Here is an 18,889-nt window from a genome sequence, read left to right on the forward strand (position 1 = left end):
GTTAACTTCCAACTAAGGGAGTTTTTGGCGATCGCTACTTTCATGCAACAAAGCCACTTTAATGTGTTAAATAGGTGATTAATGATTACAAAATTATTGCTATCTGGTATCTTTATAGGTTTCTTTATTGCCTTGCCTTTTGGTGGTAACGCAGTCCTTTGTACAAAAAATACTTTATCCTATGGTGGGAAGTCTGGCCTTGCTACAGGACTTGGAGCTGCTACTGCTCATACTACCTATAGTTTTATAGGATTTTCAGGACTCGTTGCGGTTAAATCCTTATTATCAAATTACCTTGGAATATTAGAAATAATAGGTGGGTTGTTTCTCTGCTACTTTGGAGTTTCTAGTATCCGTAAAGATATATTTGATATCAATACAGATAATATGCAAAAGTCAGGATTAATAAAAACCTATCTGGGATCGACACTTTTTGCCCTAACAAATCCTAAAAGCATAATTGTAGCGAGTATCCTAATAACTGAGTCAGAAATTTTTAATATGATTGACTATAATGAAGTTTTTTTATTGACTGTAATCCTATCAAGTATTTTCATGGGTTCAACCCTTTGGTGGTTAATATTAGTGACTTTCCTCAGTTTTCTGAAAAAAGTCTTAAACCAAATATATTTGGTTGTTTTGAACCGTATTGCTGGAGCATTAGTAATCTTTTTTGGTCTATTTTTTTCGGTGTTGGGATTCGCAAAGATCTGGCTTTTTCCTCACAGCACCTTACAATTTATAGGCTAGAATTTGTAAGCAGCTCGATCAAGTTTATCTTGTAGGGTAGCTTGAACTATGAAACCAATCCACTACAGGCGTTTAATGAAAATGATATATTGTTATATCATGTCCCGATAATTAGTGATCAAAAAACTTTCTCCTTCTTCATTCTTTCTACCCTCCTGTCTCCTGTCTCCTGTCTCCTGACTCCTTCGTCGTTTATTTATAACTGTTCAACCGGACATGATATTAGTATGAGTATTTTTGAAAAACTCGAATCCAATGTACGTACTTACAGCAGATCCTTCCCTGCAGTCTTTGAAAAGGCGAAGAATGCTTTGCTTTACAGTGAACAAGGCAAAAGATACATTGATTTTTTTGCTGGCGCTGGGAGCCTAAACTACGGACATAATCCTCCGGAAGTAAGTGCGGCCTTAATTGCTTACTTGCAAGAGGATGGCATCCTTCTCAGCTTGGACAAAGAGACCCGCGCTAAAAAAGAGTTTCTCGAACAATTTTCAGATTTAATTCTGACTCCTCGGAATCTTGAATATAGAGTGCAGTTCACTGGTCCTACGGGGGCGAACGCAATCGAGGCTGCTCTAAAACTCAGTCGAACCGTAAAAAAACGGCGTGGCATTATCGCATTTACCAACGCATTCCACGGCCTGACTCAGGGCGCACTGAGTGTTACAGGCAACTCATACTATCGGAATAATTTCTCTTTACAGGATGCCTGCGTGAGCTTCATGCCCTATGACAACTATTTTGGTCCTGAGCATAATACAGCATCTTTCTTAAGAAGAATGCTTGAAGACCCAAGCAGTGGCATTGATATACCTGCAGCCATCATCCTGGAAGCAATACAGGCTGAGGGTGGAGTTAATGTTGCCAGCAGGGATTGGCTGGAAGAGATTCAACAGATCTGCATAGACTTTGACATTCTGCTGATCGTAGATGATATCCAAGTGGGTAACGGCAGAAGCGGCTCATTTTTCAGTTTTGAAGATGCTGAAATTACTCCAGATATTGTAGTGATGGCAAAATCGATCGGTGGTGGACTTCCCATGTCTTTGGTACTCATCAAGCCGGAACATGACCAGTGGAAACCGGGAGAGCATACAGGCACCTTTCGGGGTAACAACCTGGCTTTTGTTGCATCGATATCCTTGTTGAATTATTGGAAAGATGACGGTTTAAAAGATGCGGTAATTAGAAAAAGCCAGGTTGTACAAGATAGGCTGCAAAATATAGCCAACCAATACAAAGAGATGAATATGGAAGTTCGAGGGAAGGGATTGATCCAGGGCTTGAAAATTCCTGAAGAGGGCTTTGGCCGCAAAGTATCCAAAAACGCCTTTAAACAGGGGTTGATTATTGAGACTGCCGGACCGTACAATGAGGTTCTAAAGTTGCTGCCGCCTTTAACCATTGAAGATGAGTTGCTCCTTGAAGGTCTCAATATTATTGAAAAATCAGTTAAGCAATCGTTTGAATTACAAGAGGAACAAGCATGATCTTACGTCGTTTGCAAGAGATTATCGGAACCGAACATGAGGTATTTGCTGAGAATAAAAACTGGGTGAGTCGGCAGTTACTCTTGAAAGAGGATGGAATGGGATTCTCTTTTCATGACACCATTATATTTGCCAATACAGAAACACATATCTGCTATAAAAATCATTTGGAGGCGTTGTATTGTGTGGAAGGTGAAGGTGAAATAGAAGTTATTGAGAGTGGAAATATTTATAAACTCACCCCCGGTACTCTGTATGCGCTGAATCTACATGACGAGCATTACCTCAGGGCTAGCAAGGATATGCGAATCATATGCGTATTTAACCCTCCCCTTAGTAGTCCAGAAGTGCATCTTGCTGACAGATCCTACCAGGCAGATCCGGATGCACGGCAATTCACAGTAAACCGCAAAAAAGATCGCATGACCTTTGCTTACCTAAATCTTAAGGGACACCCCAGAGGAAATTATATGCTGGATCGCCTAATCCAGGCTGGATTGGAACCTGCGCTCGTGATTGAGGAATGTTCTGATTTGGCTACGGCAGGTAGGCAGGAACTTGAGAAGCAATTGCAAAAGATTGCAGCGGAAACCCCATTGCCTCGAACCCTGCCAGAGATTCTCGCTGGACGCAATGTTCGCTGTGTCGAGACTGCCAATCATAACGACGCACAATCTGAAGAACTACTGACAGCGTTGTGCCCAGATTTGATTGTGCTGGGGGATACCCGGATTATCCGCAACAAGAATATCCTAGACATTCCCGATATGGGTATTGTCAATGTGCATCCTGGATATTTGCCGACTGTTAGGGGGAATAATCCCTATCTTTGGTCGATCGTTCACGATCTTCCCCAAGGCGTTACCGTACATTTCATCGACGAAGGGGTGGATAGCGGGCCGATAATTGCAAGACAAAGGTTATATCTACAAGCCAAGAGCCACTTACCCACAACTACTGGCTGCTATCAACCGACTGTGCGGAGAACTGTTGGTGGAAGCGCTCTGTTTTCTTAAGGCTGGTGGGGTGCAAAGTTTAGGGCAAGGGAACTTTGAGAATCCCGGTAAGAAAGTGTTTCGTTTATGTCCGCCTGAAATCAAGTCCGCTGCGATTCAAAAGTTGGAGAGCGGCGAGTACCATTTTGAAGGAGTTTAAGCAATAGTAGAGTTGTTGGGAAATAACGAGAGTGAAAAAAATCGGGGGAGATAACAATATATGGTAAGATAGACAAATTTATAATTACGGGAGTGGGTACAATTAAGAGAAGGGAAATATATTAAACTTAAACCCAATGAAAAAAGTATTATTTATAGTGAATATTTCCCTGGTTTATGGTTAGTTCGAGAGGCTTTACTTGCAGGTAATTTAACCCAAGTATTAGCAATTTTACAACAGGAATTAAATTCTTTATAATATCAAAAGGGGTGCATCTCATATTTGCAAAAATACTTTTTTCCTATATATTCCCTGTTCCCTGTTGCCTGTTCCCTAAAAGCAATAATTTTTTGGCTTTATTCAAAATTGAGATGCACCCATCAAAACTTTGTCAAAAATTTGAGCAAAAATATTAATTATGATATATAACACTTCCGAAAATCATTACAAAAATATCGCCAAGATTTTCGATAATCTCTGGTCGTACTCTCCTGAATATATTAAATTCACAACTCAAAAAATCATCGAATATCTACACCTAACTCCCACAGATACTTTGGCAGATATTGGTTGTGGAACAGGAATTTATAGCCAAGAAATTCTCAATCAAATTCAATTACAGCACCCGATTATTTGCGTCGATCCTTCTGCTGAAATGCTAGCAAAAATTCCGGCAAATAGTCGATTAAATCCCATAGAAATGGATGGAGTAAAATTCTCTAAAAACCCAGGAATTTATAACAAAATTTTCTTAAAAGAAGCTATCCATCATATAGAGGAAAAATTTATACTATTCCAGAATTTATATCAAAGATTAACTCCTGGGGGAATTTTTCTATTATTGTTGTGGCCACCTGATATTGAGCATCCTTTATTTACGAAAGCACTAGAGTTGTTTGAAAAAAACCAACCTCGCTATCAAGAAATGATTAATTTACTTCAGCAAGTAGGTTTTGTTGTTGATATGGATATGATTGAATACCCTTTAGAAGTGCCAAAAAATCAGTATTTTGAAATGGTAGAAAATCGTTATATGTCTATGCTTTCTACATTTAATGATACTGAATTGGCAGCAGGTTTAAAGGAAATCGAAGAAAAATATCAGGATAAGTCAGTGTTGAAATTTAACGATCTCATGGTTTTTATAACAGCAACTAAACCTGAGTAGATATTAAGTCAGTTGGGGTGAATGGCCATTCGCCCCTACGTTCTTGCCATGACTAAATTTGAGTAGATATGATATGGTAATCAGCATTACAATGAATAACCATTCCAAAAATCATTACAAAAATATAGCAGCAACTAAGCCTGAGTAGATATTAAGTCAGTTGGGGTGAAAGGCCATTTGTCCCTATGCTGTTCCTGCCATGACTAAATTTGAGAGGAGCGAGAATGTCTGAAGCATGTGCGTAGATCTGATATGGTAATCAGCTATTTCTGAAAGTACAGTCTCAGCAGGATTAATTTCTACTATGGGTAAGTTTAACCTGTTAGCTCCATACAACAAACTGTCAGATCTGATTAGCCATAACAGCCATATGGCTAATACATATGTTAGCAGTTGGGAACACTAAACGTAGGTTAGCCATCCCAACTACTCGTTGGAACCGAAACCGCCTGTTAACTGCCCAACAACGGTCAAGGTGTCGGTGCGCTTCAACTTCATTGTTATATGCTAGGATCTAGCTAACGCTGTCGAGACCAAAGGAGGACATAACCCTTGACTACTCATGAACCATTTCCACAAGAAGAGCTTGCCAACCGGCTCAAGGCAGTTCGCACCAATATGCTAGAACGCCAACTGGATGGTTTGATCGTAACCATCCCGGAAAATATCTATTATTTAACTGGCCTCGATCACTGGGGCTTCTTCGCTTGCCATGTATTGATTGTGCCTCTAAACGGAGATCTCACAATCGCAGCTCGAGCGATCGAAGAAGCCACTGTTTCGAAACAGGTGCGAAATACTCGATTCGCAGGTCATTCTGATACAGAAGATTCGGGAGAGTTTTTTGCCTCGATAATAAAAAAGGAAGGTCTTGGAAGCGCACGATTAGGTCTCGAAAAAAAGAGCTTGTTCCTGACTGCACATATTGCAGAAAAACTAGTAGAAGGACTCCCGGGTGTTGAATGGTCGGACATCTCATCGCTGATACACGAATTGCGCATGGTTCAGTCGCCTTTGGAACAGAATTACACTCGCCGTGCAGCGATAGCGGCGGATTCTGGCACTTTGGCCGCAACTGAGGCGTTGCATTCCGGTGCCAGTGACTATGAAGTGGCTGCGGAATGTCATCGAGCCATGATACTAGCAGGTAGTGAGTATCCCGGATTTGGGCCGTTTATTCGCTCTACTCGACGCAGGCCGGGTGACGAGCACACTACCTGGCGTGGGGATGTTTTTGAAAACGGCGATTCGGTATTACTCGAGATCGGCGCAGCCTATCGAAAGTATCAGGCCCCCATGGGCCGCCTGGTTTATGTGGGATCAGCACCTGTTATAGCTGAGGAAGCCGCAGAGTTGGCCATTCGAGGAATGCAATCCATCGTCAATGCCATTCAACCAGGGGTCACGGTCGGACACGTTTATGATGCCTGGCATGGCATTGCTGAAGAGGCTGGACTCGGAGATTACCATCGCCATCACTGCGGGTATCTGGTCGGTATTGGATTTCCTCCAAGCTGGACAGGTGGCAGTGCCGTCACAGGAATTCGTAGGTCTGGTGATTTAGTTTTGCGTGCTGGAATGGCTCTTCACCTCCATTCCTGGTTCACGGAAACAGGACGAGGAGATTATTTCATTTCAAATACAGCGCTTCTGACAGATACAGGTTGCGAAATATTGACAAACCGTTCTCCGGAAACCCTACAAATTCGATAATTTGGCGTGGTTCAAAAAAGGGGGTTTTAGGGTAACACTCTCAGCACAAAATAAGCCATCGATCACCCATGACTGAGAGGATCAATGGGGGTCAGGTCAGGTGCGTTGGAAGCGCTTAAAGCCCAATAACTCCAGCCAGTCAGGATTAATTTCTACTATGGGGAAGTTTAACCTCTTAGCTCTATACAAAGGTTTAGTAATGTATGGGTAGTCTCTGGAGATACCGATCAAAAAAATCAGATCAAAGGAAATATTTTCTACTATCTTGAAAGTTTCTTCTGAAGAACTCATATGATCTTCACCAAATAACTCCATATCAGGACGAATTAATCCTCCACAAGCTGGACATATAGGTGGTAACTCCATCGGTTTACTATATCCGGCGAGGAGTTCTTCTGCAGTTGTCTTGTAAGAACAATCTACACAATATAGTTCCGAGAGTTGTCCATGTATTTCAATCAAGTTTTTACTTCCAGCAGCGCGCTCGAATCCGTCTACATTCAGAGTCCATACCCATGTATTGGGTTTCCAAGCCTCAATTTGTGCAATTACCTGATGAGCACGATTGAATTTTGCTTTATAACAAGCTTCTCCAATTTGCCACAGATATTTCCAAGCTACTTCAGGACGAGTTTGTAACATATTGTTACTCATTGCTTCTTCGATTGGTATACCTTCTTGAGTGAGAACACCTTCAAAAAGTGCACCAACACCACGATATGTAGGTAGCCCAGAGTCTGCAGATAAACCCGCTCCAGCAATGAAAAGAATAGAATCTGCCTGGAGAATACAATCAGCGACAGCACTCATAACCTTATCCATTCGTCATATTATTGATATATTTACAAAAAACAGCCTTATAATTTTAGAACATTTCTGGAAATAAACTAAATAACTGGAGTTTAGACTAACCATAGCAGTGCATTATGGCATATTTAGACATTATTTTTTTGTAAACCTTTTCTCTTACTGTACTTTGAGCTGGAATGGGAGCCGTTACACATAATGCTGCTGCTTTCTGTACAAAATCAATAAATTTAACAATCATATTGTTTATGGCAACTCATCAAAAACCTCAACCTATTATCCCCTCTCTTCCCTCATACGATTATCAACCAAAACTCTATAACGGCCCTTCTTTGCAAGAAGTAGCTCATTTAAGACGAGAATATATTAACCCAGTGGTTTCCACTTATTATCAAAAACCCATTATGATTGTTGAGGGTTCGATGCAATATGTTTTTGATGAGACGGGAAAACGGTATTTAGATGCCTTTGCTGGAATCGCTACTATTAGTGTAGGTCATTGTCATCCCTCTGTTGTCAAAGCAGTACAAGAACAATCCGAAAATTGCAGCATTCCAGCACACTGTATCTACATCCTACCATTGCAGAATATGCCAAGATGTTAGTGGATAAGATGCCTGGTAATTTATCAAAGGTCTATTTTGTTAATTCTGGATCGGAAGCCAATGATTTGGCGATGTTAATGGCCAGGGTTTATACTCAAAATTTTGATATTATTACCCTTCGTAATGGCTATCATGGCATGGCGGGTCAAACGATGGGGTTAACCTCACAAAATACCTGGAAATATCCCATTCCTCATAATTTTGGCATTCATCATGCTATCAATGCCGATCCTGAACGCGGTTATTGGTCTCATGACGATGATAATATCACTGATAAATATGCTAACGATGTCAAAAACTTGATTGAACAAGCAACTTGTGGCAACATTGCTGCTTTTATTACTGAAGTAGGGTTTAAGTCTCTAGGGGTCGATCAATCCAATAAGTTTTATGTTTTCCAAAGGTAAATATTGTGGTGTTGGTGAATCAAGCTATGAAAAAAGATTAATAAGCCCCTTTACCAAAATTAATTTAGACTATGTTGACACTTTGACAAACATCAAATTCTTCAGCTATATACTTATCCTCCTGGCTCGAACAGGGATTAGCATTTTTGGTGATTTGTCTACTTGATAAGATTTTTTAGTTTTGTCTAGTTTTGCGAAAAGGCGACGTTGCTGAACCAAGGGATAAATCTTTGCATAAAAGGTAAATCCCGTCTTTATACTTCGTCTTTCTCTAAAACTATAATTCATCCTGCAAATATGCAACCCCATTATTGGTGTTGGTGAATCAAGCTATGAATTAAGATATTTGGATGAACCTCCTTGCTACACCTTCTGTGAAACGCCATAATATTATCCGTCCAATATTGTCAACTCTGAGCTATCGTAGTAAAAAAGTCCTTAGTTCATAGTAGATTCTCAAACAATGAAAAAATTTCTGTTTGTCTGCTTATTTTTAATTGGGCTTGGTTGGGCCTTATCTAACTTTACAGGTTTGGCCAATAAAGGAGTCTATGACTCAATTGTGTTAGACTTCCGTGAAGATATCGGAGTTACTAAAATTGTCGATGAAATTAAGACAATCTCCGATGAATACCAAGTCACTCCTCGTCTAAATAGTGAATTTTCATTATCAGATAATGTGTATATTGTCAAGGGCGATCGCCAACTTCTCAAAGAACTAAAAAACTCTCTAAACAAATATACTGAATACATAGAACCAAACTATGTTTATAGCGCCAATGCCATCATCTTTGAAGGCGGGAACGGCGTTCCCAACGACCCTATGTATGGGAAACAATGGAACCTCCGCAGCATCAACGTGGAGGAAGCATGGAATGAGACGAAAGGCGACGGCGTAACTGTAGCGGTAATTGATACAGGAGTCACCAGAGTTCCTGACCTGGAAAAAACTAAATTCGTTGCTGGCTACGATTTTGTCAACGACCGGACTTTAGCCACCGACGATAATGGTCACGGCAGTCACGTTGCAGGGACTATTGCCCAATCTACCAATAACGAATATGGCGTAGCAGGTATCGCCTATGAAGCTAGCATCATGCCCTTAAAAGTATTATCTGCTAGTGGCGGTGGTACAGTTTCCGATATTGCCGAATCTATCAAATTTGCTGCTGACAATGGTGCAGATATCATCAATATGAGTCTTGGTGGTGGCGGTGAAAGCCAAATAATGAAGGAAGCTATTAACTATGCTCATAGTAAAGGCGTAGTTATTATTGCTGCTGCGGGCAACGCTGGGCAAAATTCAGCAAGTTATCCCGCTCGTTATCCCCATGTTATCGGTGTCTCTGCCACTGACCCAACTGGAGAAAAAGCTTCCTATTCTAATTTTGGTGCAGGAGTTGATATTTCTGCTCCTGGCGGTTCCACTTCTGGTAAAAATGAAGCTGGTGGTATTTTGCAAGAAACCATTAACCCAGAAAATGGCAAGAGTGTATTTGCTTCCTTCCAAGGAACAAGCATGGCATCTCCCCATGTTGCGGGTGTGGCAGCATTAGTCAAAGCTAGTGGTATTGAAGACCCAGAGGAAATTGCCAACATTCTCAAAAAATCTGCCAGAGTTGTTAAGGAAGACCCACTGAATCATTTTGGAGCAGGTCAGTTGGATGCAGCAGCGGCAGTTAAGTTGGCAATAAGAGGTCAAATCACTTTCCGCGACTTCTTCCGGTGGTTGCATGATAATGGGTATCTCAGTCCTGGTTTTTGGCTTGATGGTGGTGCTGTGGCATTGTTACCGAAGTTGGCAATGGTCTTGGGGTCTTATATATTAGCTTGGTTTCTGCGGAATTATTTCCCTTTCAGTTGGAGTTTCCCTCTCCATACAGGATTAGTTGCTGGTAGCAGTGGGTTATTTTTCCTCCGTGGTTTCTATGTTTTCGACTTACCACAATGGCCGATGCGTGTGATGGGTAGTTCCCTACCTGAAGTCGGTGGAGCTATTCAAGGTAGTGGCATTTTGAATCCCATTTTTGCTAGTGTGTTGATTCCAGCATTGTTAATTGTATTGTTATTAGGAAATCAGCAATGGAAGTGGTTAGCGATCGGTACTACTATTGGTGTTGCTAGTTGTTTGGCTGTGAATGCAGTTGTCGATCCAGCAGTTTGGGGATTAGGTTCTGGTTTTGCTGCTCAAATTTTCCTAGTTGTGAATGCGTTTTTGTGCTTAGGTTTAGCACGTTTGGCAATTAGAACAGAGGACAAATTAGCATGAGTAGTATTACGGTAACTGGTACTGTGGAAAAGAAAGGTTTTGGTACTGGCACTTGGGCATTAGTAACTGAGAATGGTGAAACTTATGAGTTGAAGGATGCTCCTACTGAGCTATGTAAGTCTGACCTGAAGGTAAGCATTACAGGTACGATCCGAGATGATGTGATGACTTTAGCAATGATTGGTCCAGTGTTGGAAGTTGAATCTTTTGAGGTATTAGAATAGTGAATTATAGCAGGTTTCATTTGAGTAAACCACAAGGTAGGGACGTTGCATGCAACGTCTCTACAGGGTTTTCGTTTTTTTAATGTGATTTATTGACCTGAAAACTGCTGTAGTGCCTTTTTTGAGATTTACAAAAAGCCTGCAATACGGGCTTTTTTTATTGCTTTATTTCTTGAGTAATATCTACTCTTTTATCAAGAAAATAATCCTCGTAAGGTTCTTTAACATTAACCCAAATAGTTTTTGGCATAAACCGAAATAAACGTCGTGGTCCTGAGTCAAGAAAATATTTTTTGTCTCTTTTTGGTTTGCCACTTTTTGTGTAGATACTATCAATAGCTTTATTGAATATTTCGTTTTCTGCCTCAATAACTTCAGCTATACCTTTGAAATAAACACCAAATCCCTCTCCACTCAATGCTGTTGAATCATAAACAACTGCAAAAACCTGCCCATTATTAATAATATTTTGAGAGTGCTGATTTTCTATCCATGATGACCAATAAAATGTGTAATCTTCATCAAAACCATAATAGACAGGTGAGTTCCAAGGGTGTCCTTCTTTATCTACTGTTGCTAAGGTGAGATAGGTAATTTCATTGAGTACCTGTTTTGCTTTTTCAGTGAGTTGATCGATGGGAGATGAGATCTGCATTTTTTCAATTTCTCAAATGAATTTCTGGTAGTTGTACATTATACCATCGTCCACTACGACCTTTGCGCGTTATCCAAGCGTTATTAGCAATATTAGTATGATGTTGCTGCTGTTGGCGATACTGGTTAGCTTGGGCATAATAATCATCAGCTTGTGCCTTCAAAACATCAGACTGCTGACGATACTGTTGAATCTTCGCCTCCAAATCAGCAATTTCAGCCTTCACCGCATCAGTCTGAGCAACCAACGTATCCGGAACCACAAGCTGATATTGCAACTTCGTCCGAGCATCAGCAACTTCCTTTTCCGTCCGAGCGATCGCCTCTTCCAATACCCTTAACTTTTCCTCATATTAAGTGCAACTTCATGGAGAAATTGTATTAGGTTTTGCGACTATGTTGGTGATTTTTCTCCATGAATTAGGTCATGCTTTTACTCTGAAACATTTCGGTGGTATTGTGCCGGAGATTGGTTTATTATTTATGTGTTTTATGCCGGGAATGTACACCAGTAATTTTGACTTTTAACTTTTAACTTTTGACTTTTTTTATGGTTAGTTAGCAATTTTATTGGGGAATTTTTACCAGTAATTTTGATTTTTTTATGGTTAATTGGCAATTTTATTGGGGAATTTTTACCAATGATTTTGACTTTTGACTTGATTTGGAGTATAAATCAATGAAAATTCATCAATTTTTACAAGTAGTTGTGGTTAGCTCAATGAAGCACTATATTATCATTTGCACACTTTTGTTGATGCAATACCTACCAATTCTACTTTAACTATTTTTTCGACGTTTACCTAAAAGTTGAGCTGCGAATATCCCACCCAAAAAACCAAATAAGTGTGCTTCCCAAGAGACATCAGGATCGGAAGGCAAAATACCCCAGATTAAACCACTATAAAGGAAACCAGCAGTTAAGGCGAATATTACTGATAAAATACTGAAGTCAAATAAACTTCGGAGTAGCAAAAACCCGAAATAACCAAAAATTAATCCACTTGCACCAATATGAATAGAATTAGGCGCACCGAAACACCAAATACCTAAACCACTAACTATTATAGTAACGATACTCACAAAGAAAAAATCACCTACTCCCCGTAACATGATTAACCAACCGAGAATAATTAATGGGGCAATATTAGCCATTAAGTGAGCATAACTACCATGCAGAAATGGAGCAAAAAAAATACCACTAAGTCCTATAGAACTTTGAGGATGAATTCCACCATAATAGTTCAATTTTCCTGCTAAAAATTCAGAATTAATAATTTGTACAATCCAAAGAATAGCAATAATACTTCCTAAAATCGTTACTTGGGTATTTATTTTTTCAAATAATTTATTCATTGGTTTCTGGTTATAGTTGACTTATTCTTAGCTATTTTAAACTATAGCGCTACGCGCAAGGCAACAGGCAATAGGCAACAGGGAAATACAAAAGGGTTTGCTGCTTCTATTCATGTCAAACACCTTAATGCGTAGCGCGATGTAATACCAAATTGATAAATGTTTGCTACAAATATCTAGGGTATTTCTTAGGACTCAGGAGTCACTCCTCAGGAGTTAAAATGAATGACTTTAATACCATTTTTTAGGGCATAAATTATCTTTTTCTCTTGGTGCGCTACCAGGTGCGACTGGCGTCGTCGCGGGGTCGCACCGCTCTCTTGGTCGATTGGATATGGCGAGGAGACCCGTTCTTGCAGACCCGCTCCGAAGATCGCCATCCCACCCTACGGGAAGCTACGCTAACGACCGCTTTGTCAAAGGGACATCTCCTATAAAGTCTTTTTCTCGGTCTTACTATTCGTAACACTCTTTTTTCAAATTGGTATAAGACATCTGGTGGAAATTACACTTATGGATCATTTTTTGTGTCTTTTTTCATAAATTTCTTCCCTGTTGCCTGTTGCCTGTTGCCTACTTCTGCAAAAAGTCTATTCTTTTTCGGAGATGTCTATAAAACATCTTCAGTCAATAGCTTATTCATTCCTGATTTAGTTGTTTTTTTCTTTCTCGTTTTCTAGTAGCATGAGCAGATTTTAATATTTTTAAGCGATAAGGGTCAACATTAGTTTGCCAATAAACACGATGACCTTTAATTTCTGTACAATTTTCTTCTAAACATTTGAGCCAATTAATTCGGTTTTGAATACTTTTCAAATCATTTAATAGTCCTCTATCTTCTTCTTGTTGTGTGAGTTTAGCAAATTTTTCATAGTCTGGATAATCTGGTGTTACTAAAGCATCTTTTCTATGTAAAATTGGCGGATTATATTCATTTGTATAACTCTGATAACTGACACTTAAATCTCGTAAATCAATGTTCATACTTGTATGCAAAACTGGGTGAGCTTCTGTGTCAAAGTCTGGATAAAATAAATAGGATATTATCGGTAGTTTTGTATTAAATTTAATGATAGTTGCCTCATTTAATCTACCAATTGTACGATTAGCACAACCTTCATAAAGTCGTAATAACGGATCGAGTTTTGCTACAACAGAAACATGAACTAACAGAGAATTAGAAAATTTATAACCAATAGAACTATTTTTACAACATTTACTAATTAATTCAGAATCACCTAAACTAAATAACATTAAATCTGCTAATATACAGGCTTGGTTATAACTACCAAATAAAGCTTTAATATCATTTCTGACTACTTCTGCTAATTGGGAAAATTTAGGACGGTTGCCAAATTTACTCAAGGCTAAATATACTAATAAATCTTGGCGACGTTTATCAGTTATCTGGTCCCATTCTACAGAGTTTGTAGCTTGCATAATTACTCGAAAGGCACGACGAAAACTACCAAATTCTGCAATTAAATCTGCCTCTTCAGCAATTTCTCCTCTGACCGGAAGACGACCGCGATCGCTCATAAAATTCATCAGAGGTATAAGCTGTTCTTCATAATCTACAAACTTCTGATTTTTGGAGTTAATTCTAGGTGTAGATAAACGAGTTTTTAATCGAGATGCTCGAAAGTTTTGCCCCTGTTTTTCATCTTTAAACACAAAGAAAATACCTAAATCTATAGGTATAGAATCTACATTCAAAACTTGGTCAATATAAGACTTTAATTCTTCTTGTTCATAATATTTTTGAAAAGTATTACGAGCTGTAATTATGCCATCTCCATAACCAAGTTTATCCTGGTTTTTATGGTCATCAATTAATACCATAGCGGAAACAATTAAAACTTGTTTAGTCAACTTCCAGGCTTTAATCAAAGCCTCCCTACGTTCTGCTAAAGATTCAATTACATTAATTACATAACCAAGATTAACAATATCAGCAGCAATACAAGTATTATCGGGCAAATAATAGGGGTCCCATCCTGAACTTTGATAACCTTTTTGAGCAATCTGTTTAATATCCCCACCGTAACCACAACCATAATCAAAAAAAGTTGTACCTTCTGTAAATAGATTTGCTTCTAAACCCAAACGTACTGGTTTAGAAATTTGTTTACGGGCGATCGCTGCTTTGTGGCGTTCTATTTTGGGAATTGGTATTTCAATAGTATGTTGAATTACATGATGGTCTTTAATTTCAATTCCATGATTTTTTAGGTGTGTGAACCATCCTTGACGAGTACCAATTAAACGAGTATTATCTAACAGTCCTAATTTCACTTCAGCACTGGTCAGTTGAGCAAATTTTTGGTAGTGGGGATAGTCAGTATTCACAAAGGTTTCTTTGCGATGCAGTACAGGGGGGTTTTTACTATTGTGGTAGTTTCTATAATCAACTTTTCCACTATTCATGTTAATAGAAATGCTAGTTTTTAAAGCTGGATGGGGGTCGGTATCGAAGTCTGGATAGTGGAGATAAGAAATTGTGGGTTTATCAAAGTTAAATTTAATTAATGTGGTGATTTTTGTATCATCTTTCTGCTGAGAAACTGCTTTTAGATATAAACGATGAGCTAAATTTTCGTAGAGTTGTAGTAAAGGATGAAGTTGTGCCACTGCAGAGATATGAATATAAAAAGCGGTTGGTAATTTTTTGCCTATTGTGCTTTGTTTACAGTATTTTTTTATTGCACCTGGTTGGTAAATTTCTAGGAATATCTGGTTAGCATATTCACAGGCAGATTGATAAGTTAAAAAGTATTTTTGTATGTCGTCTATAATTGTCTGAGACAGGTCTGTTTCTAATTTAATTTTGGGTAATATTTGGAAGTCTTCTATATTTAAAGCCAGATATAGTAAAAGTTCAGAGCAACGTTTTTCTTGAAAATTATCTTCATCTTCCATTGCTAAAATATCTCTAATGCTATTTGAATAAATATTTGCTAGAAATCTCTCTTTCCTGTTTTCTATCAAAATTAGGTATTAGGTGTTAGGTATTAGGTATTATACCAAGCATGGAAAAAGAATGTTACAAATAATAAGGGCAGTTAAAAGACACATGCAAGAGATGTCCCTTGGAATAAAAAGATAAATTCCGACCTAATAAATGGTATTAAAGCTATTCATTCTGACCACTGACGACGGACTCCTTAAGAAATAACCTAGTTATTTGTAGCAAATATTTATCAAATTGGTATTATACCAATTTTATGTGAGGTGGCACAGAATTATTTTTTCCTTCTTCCTTCTCTCCTAGATAACTAAAGCCTTCTTCCTTCTGCCTTCTGCCTTCTTCAATAACTTGTCTATCTCGATCTACAGTCAACTCTGATTAAAATATTATTCTATGAAACTTAGAAATTAATTTTGCATTTTAATACAAAATATTTGTTTTCTACCCGCTGTTGCCTGTTGCCTTTGTCTAATTAATTATTAAGTGGAAAATAAATAAGCATTTTATTTAACCAATTTATAGGAAATAAATAGAGTTTTCAAACTCACAAAATCAATCATTTTTCGTACCTTTTTTTATCAAAATATCTTGCCTATTCCCTGTTCCCTGTTCCCTACTAATTTATTTAGAGTATTTTTCAATCTGTTAAACTACAAAATATTTGTTTTCTACATGCTTTTAGCTGTTGCCTTTGTCTAATTAATTATTAAGTGGAAAATAAATAAGCATTTTATTTAACCAATTTATAGGAAATAAATAGAGTTTTCAAACTCACAAAATCAATCATTTTCTGTACCTTAGTTTATCAAAATATCTTGCCTACTCCCTATTCCCTGTTCCCCATCCCAGAAAAAAATTTATATCTTTTTCACGTCTATGCCTATTATTAATTGTTGAAAAAATTGCATTAACTCCACATTCCTACATTCTGTGGCTGTTCATCAGAAGTTAGTATGGAGTAAGCTGAGGGTTGAGAAATAGGATCGACAGCTTCATATAACTCTTCTTCAGTTTCTGTAAAAAATTCTAAACGAAATTTTACTTTTCCTTTTCTCCAATAATCACCAGGTCTTAATAATTGACATTCTAGCCCATCATCAAATAAATTTTCCGACTCCAACCTAGCTAAAATCATCGTTATATATTCACTGACTTGAAATGTACATTGAAACATCAAAAGACTAGCACTTGTAGACAAAACATCATCATTATTTAGTAAAGTCACTTCAGTTTCCATATTTAATTATCCTAGATTTATTTTTAACGAAGAAAGGAAGTTAATTTAAAAAGTGATTTAAAAAACGAGAATAAGAAATCTTATTACCTACATTCCGCACTTCAAAGCCTAGTATAAAAGGCAATTAGTCAGTAGTCATTATTCATCAATCATTAGTCAGTAGGGTAATGATGCTGGCTAATTATCTGGCTCCATCAAATATTTATGCTTAATTTATTCCTCATAATTTGGCTCCCGTCTCAGTTAAATTATGAGGATTTATAGAGTATAAATACTGATCAACCCACTGATGTCTGTGGTACTTTTTATGTGACAAATTGACCTGTAGAATCTGAGTAATAATAACTGCTTCCTACTCCCGACTCTTTACTTTCCTCCTTTCTCTTTATTCTTCCTTTCTTACTGAATGCTGCGCCTTCATTTCTCGTAGCTAAACGAGTAAAGCAATTTAAAAAAACCATCCATAGGAATGTAAACCTTTACCCAAAAGATTTACTCCTAAATAACATACCCAGACTACAACAAATCCGGTAGCAGCCAAAATAGCAGGTCGTCGTCCTTGCCATCCTCTAGTAATACGCGCATGGAGATAGGCAGCAAATACCAACCAAGTAATCAAAGCCCAAGTTTCCTTCGGGTCCCAACTCCAATAAGAACCCCAAGCTTCATTTGCCCAAACTGCTCCAGCAATAATCCCAATAGTCAGTAAAGGAAATCCTAAGCCAATAATACGATAACTAATATTATCTAAAGTTTGGGCAATACTCAAACGTTGAGGAGAAAGAGTTACTTCTGTCTCAACTGCTTGAGTAGGTCTAGCCATTTCTAAGACAGCAGTTTGCCTGTGGCCATTTGTTGTAGATAGAGGAGAAGATTGATGGTTGTCCTCAATTTGATTCAGACTAGCTCCCTCTGTTTGAAGTTGCAAATTTTTTGAGAGCTTCACAGAATGATTATTTCTATAAGAACGAGTGCCAAAGGAACTGCCACTAAGTTCTACTTTTTGGCCACTGGTAACAATGAGAAAAGCGATCGCCAGTAAAGACCCCACCATCAAAGTTGCATAGCTCAACATCATGACACTGACGTGCATCATCAACCAATTAGATTTTAGAGCAGGCACAAGAGGTTCTGATAACTGCATACCGGAGGGCAAAGTTAGGGCCGCAAAAGCAGTAATACCCATTGCCAAGGGAGATGTAAAAACTCCCACCAGGCGACTTCCACTCATATTTTCAGCTATGAGGTGAATAGTAGTAAGTCCCCAAGTCAGGAAAAATAGAGATTCGTACAAATTACTAATGGGAAAATAGCCAGCTTCTAGCCAACGTGCTCCTAATAGGGTTGCAATACAGAGATTAGCGGTCACCATTCCGGTAGAACCCAAGACCGAGAGATAGGGGATACGAGGAAAAGCGGCACCTACCCAATAAATTAGCATTGTGGCAAACAAGATGGCAAACGAGATATTGTCCAATGAATTTTGGAGTCTGACTAGATCCATTTATTTTTCTCCAATGATGTATTTCAGTTTATTTATATTCTCGATCCTAACGACTATTGGCAAGGTTAAGAAAATATCAAGTATCTTAGTATTGGACTTTGGACAAAAAGAAAAAGTGGTTAGCGTAAGTATTACACTAACTAATCGGTGATTGTATTAGAAATCAAATCTGGAATTATCTTCGTTTCTCACATTATTTATCATCCTGAAGATCATAGGATGGGTCTGGTTCAATTTCTCCACCAAAACAAATATCTAAATAACTTTCTTGAAGGGAATGAACAACTCTCTCCAACTCATCAATAAGATTCCTTCGAGTCATTTTTTCAACTGCATCAATATGAGCTTCACTTCCCCCTTTTCCTAAATACTTATATTTAGTTTTTTTCTGACTATCAGTAGCCATAGGAAAAATCGGTGAAGTAGATTGTAATTTATAATAATAGTACAGTTTCTGATTTCTATTGACTTGATAACGAATGATATGACAATCACGAGGAATCACCTCTCCTTCTCGTTCAATTTTCTTAATTTTCTGCTTCATCTTACGGATTAAACTCTGAATTTGTTTCCCTCTAATGG

General features: G+C 38.2%; 17 protein-coding genes and 1 pseudogene. 9 read left to right on the forward strand and 9 right to left on the reverse strand.

All coding sequences use genetic code 11. The annotated features are described in order from the left end of the window. The first annotated feature begins 81 nt into the window (after nucleotides 1-81). The 5 genes from D5R40_RS21995 to D5R40_RS22015 all read left to right on the forward strand — a co-directional run bounded on the left by D5R40_RS21995 (nucleotide 82) and on the right by D5R40_RS22015 (nucleotide 6,276). Nucleotides 82-750: a LysE family translocator gene (locus D5R40_RS21995; RefSeq protein WP_124155221.1), complete on the forward strand. Its 669-nt coding sequence runs from the start codon at nucleotides 82-84 to the stop codon at nucleotides 748-750. Nucleotides 751-791: 41 nt separating this feature from the next. Beyond that, nucleotides 792-2,240 (forward strand): diaminobutyrate--2-oxoglutarate transaminase, encoded by a 1,449-nt coding sequence (gene ectB, locus D5R40_RS22000; RefSeq protein ID WP_240041636.1) that lies wholly within the window; start codon nucleotides 792-794, stop codon nucleotides 2,238-2,240. Next, entirely contained in the window at nucleotides 2,237-3,256 is a 1,020-nt protein-coding gene (locus D5R40_RS35830) for an ectoine synthase (RefSeq protein WP_161565043.1), read from the forward strand. The genes ectB and D5R40_RS35830 overlap by 4 nt, the downstream gene beginning before the upstream one ends. Before the next feature lie 557 nt (nucleotides 3,257-3,813). Then, the gene (locus tag D5R40_RS22010) at nucleotides 3,814-4,563 is read left to right on the forward strand and encodes a class I SAM-dependent methyltransferase (protein ID WP_124155222.1); all 750 of its coding nucleotides are present in this window, start codon (nucleotides 3,814-3,816) and stop codon (nucleotides 4,561-4,563) included. A 552-nt stretch (nucleotides 4,564-5,115) separates the two neighbouring features. Further along, nucleotides 5,116-6,276: a M24 family metallopeptidase gene (locus tag D5R40_RS22015; RefSeq protein WP_124144760.1), complete on the forward strand. Its 1,161-nt coding sequence runs from the start codon at nucleotides 5,116-5,118 to the stop codon at nucleotides 6,274-6,276. 96 nt (nucleotides 6,277-6,372) lie between these two features. Here the strand turns inward: D5R40_RS22015 and D5R40_RS22020 are convergent, their stop codons facing one another. Then, nucleotides 6,373-7,086: a Sir2 family NAD-dependent protein deacetylase gene (locus tag D5R40_RS22020; RefSeq protein ID WP_240038931.1), complete on the reverse strand. Its 714-nt coding sequence runs from the start codon at nucleotides 7,084-7,086 to the stop codon at nucleotides 6,373-6,375. Between the two features lie 419 nt (nucleotides 7,087-7,505). Here D5R40_RS22020 and D5R40_RS22030 point away from each other — a divergent pair. The 3 genes and pseudogenes from D5R40_RS22030 to D5R40_RS22040 all read left to right on the forward strand — a co-directional run bounded on the left by D5R40_RS22030 (nucleotide 7,506) and on the right by D5R40_RS22040 (nucleotide 10,588). After that, a pseudogene (locus D5R40_RS22030) lies at nucleotides 7,506-8,095 on the forward strand (aminotransferase class III-fold pyridoxal phosphate-dependent enzyme). 463 nt (nucleotides 8,096-8,558) lie between these two features. After that, nucleotides 8,559-10,364: a S8 family peptidase gene (locus tag D5R40_RS22035; RefSeq protein WP_124144764.1), complete on the forward strand. Its 1,806-nt coding sequence runs from the start codon at nucleotides 8,559-8,561 to the stop codon at nucleotides 10,362-10,364. After that, a complete protein-coding gene (locus tag D5R40_RS22040; protein ID WP_124144765.1) occupies nucleotides 10,361-10,588 on the forward strand; it encodes a hypothetical protein in 228 nt (75 codons plus the stop codon). Before D5R40_RS22035 ends, D5R40_RS22040 begins: the two co-directional genes overlap by 4 nt. A gap of 157 nt (nucleotides 10,589-10,745) precedes the next feature. Here the strand turns inward: D5R40_RS22040 and D5R40_RS22045 are convergent, their stop codons facing one another. Further along, the gene (locus D5R40_RS22045; protein WP_124144766.1) at nucleotides 10,746-11,243 is read right to left on the reverse strand and encodes a pyridoxamine 5'-phosphate oxidase family protein; all 498 of its coding nucleotides are present in this window, start codon (nucleotides 11,241-11,243) and stop codon (nucleotides 10,746-10,748) included. 4 nt (nucleotides 11,244-11,247) lie between these two features. Further along, on the reverse strand, nucleotides 11,248-11,574 hold the full coding sequence (locus tag D5R40_RS22050; RefSeq protein ID WP_124144767.1) for a hypothetical protein: 327 nt from the start codon (nucleotides 11,572-11,574) through the stop codon (nucleotides 11,248-11,250). Nucleotides 11,575-11,599: 25 nt separating this feature from the next. Between D5R40_RS22050 and D5R40_RS35835 the strand changes: the two genes are divergently transcribed. After that, nucleotides 11,600-11,770: a hypothetical protein gene (locus D5R40_RS35835; RefSeq protein WP_161564493.1), complete on the forward strand. Its 171-nt coding sequence runs from the start codon at nucleotides 11,600-11,602 to the stop codon at nucleotides 11,768-11,770. Nucleotides 11,771-12,022: 252 nt separating this feature from the next. Here D5R40_RS35835 and D5R40_RS22055 read toward each other — a convergent pair whose 3' ends face one another. The 6 genes from D5R40_RS22055 to D5R40_RS22075 all read right to left on the reverse strand — a co-directional run. After that, on the reverse strand, nucleotides 12,023-12,598 hold the full coding sequence (locus D5R40_RS22055; protein ID WP_124144768.1) for a rhomboid family intramembrane serine protease: 576 nt from the start codon (nucleotides 12,596-12,598) through the stop codon (nucleotides 12,023-12,025). 639 nt (nucleotides 12,599-13,237) lie between these two features. Continuing rightward, nucleotides 13,238-15,535 (reverse strand): DNA phosphorothioation-associated putative methyltransferase, encoded by a 2,298-nt coding sequence (locus D5R40_RS22060; protein ID WP_282433656.1) that lies wholly within the window; start codon nucleotides 15,533-15,535, stop codon nucleotides 13,238-13,240. 274 nt (nucleotides 15,536-15,809) lie between these two features. After that, entirely contained in the window at nucleotides 15,810-15,938 is a 129-nt protein-coding gene (locus D5R40_RS41355; RefSeq protein WP_275670361.1) for a hypothetical protein, read from the reverse strand. Between the two features lie 535 nt (nucleotides 15,939-16,473). Next, a complete protein-coding gene (locus tag D5R40_RS22065; protein ID WP_124144769.1) occupies nucleotides 16,474-16,803 on the reverse strand; it encodes a KGK domain-containing protein in 330 nt (109 codons plus the stop codon). 448 nt (nucleotides 16,804-17,251) lie between these two features. Next, complete coding sequence (gene ccsB, locus D5R40_RS22070) at nucleotides 17,252-18,307, reverse strand: c-type cytochrome biogenesis protein CcsB (RefSeq protein WP_124144770.1); 1,056 nt, start codon at nucleotides 18,305-18,307, stop codon at nucleotides 17,252-17,254. Nucleotides 18,308-18,500: 193 nt separating this feature from the next. Then, the coding region (locus D5R40_RS22075) for a transposase (protein WP_205127615.1) at nucleotides 18,501-18,889 on the reverse strand (389 nt) is incomplete at its 5' end.

This window comes from Okeania hirsuta (assembly GCF_003838195.1).
Classification (GTDB): domain Bacteria; phylum Cyanobacteriota; class Cyanobacteriia; order Cyanobacteriales; family Microcoleaceae; genus Okeania; species Okeania hirsuta.

Bases quoted from the DNA above. Each gene is read 5' to 3' on its own strand.
- D5R40_RS21995 (WP_124155221.1), top strand. From the start codon at position 82: ATGATTACAAAATTATTGCTATCTGGTATCTTTATAGGTTTCTTTATT.
- D5R40_RS35830 (WP_161565043.1), top strand. From the start codon at position 2,237: ATGATCTTACGTCGTTTGCAAGAGATTATCGGAACCGAACATGAGGTA.
- D5R40_RS22010 (WP_124155222.1), top strand. From the start codon at position 3,814: ATGATATATAACACTTCCGAAAATCATTACAAAAATATCGCCAAGATT.
- D5R40_RS22020 (WP_240038931.1), bottom strand. From the start codon at position 7,086: ATGAGTGCTGTCGCTGATTGTATTCTCCAGGCAGATTCTATTCTTTTC.
- D5R40_RS22035 (WP_124144764.1), top strand. From the start codon at position 8,559: ATGAAAAAATTTCTGTTTGTCTGCTTATTTTTAATTGGGCTTGGTTGG.
- D5R40_RS22040 (WP_124144765.1), top strand. From the start codon at position 10,361: ATGAGTAGTATTACGGTAACTGGTACTGTGGAAAAGAAAGGTTTTGGT.
- D5R40_RS22045 (WP_124144766.1), bottom strand. From the start codon at position 11,243: ATGCAGATCTCATCTCCCATCGATCAACTCACTGAAAAAGCAAAACAG.
- D5R40_RS22055 (WP_124144768.1), bottom strand. From the start codon at position 12,598: ATGAATAAATTATTTGAAAAAATAAATACCCAAGTAACGATTTTAGGA.
- D5R40_RS22065 (WP_124144769.1), bottom strand. From the start codon at position 16,803: ATGGAAACTGAAGTGACTTTACTAAATAATGATGATGTTTTGTCTACA.
- ccsB (WP_124144770.1), bottom strand. From the start codon at position 18,307: ATGGATCTAGTCAGACTCCAAAATTCATTGGACAATATCTCGTTTGCC.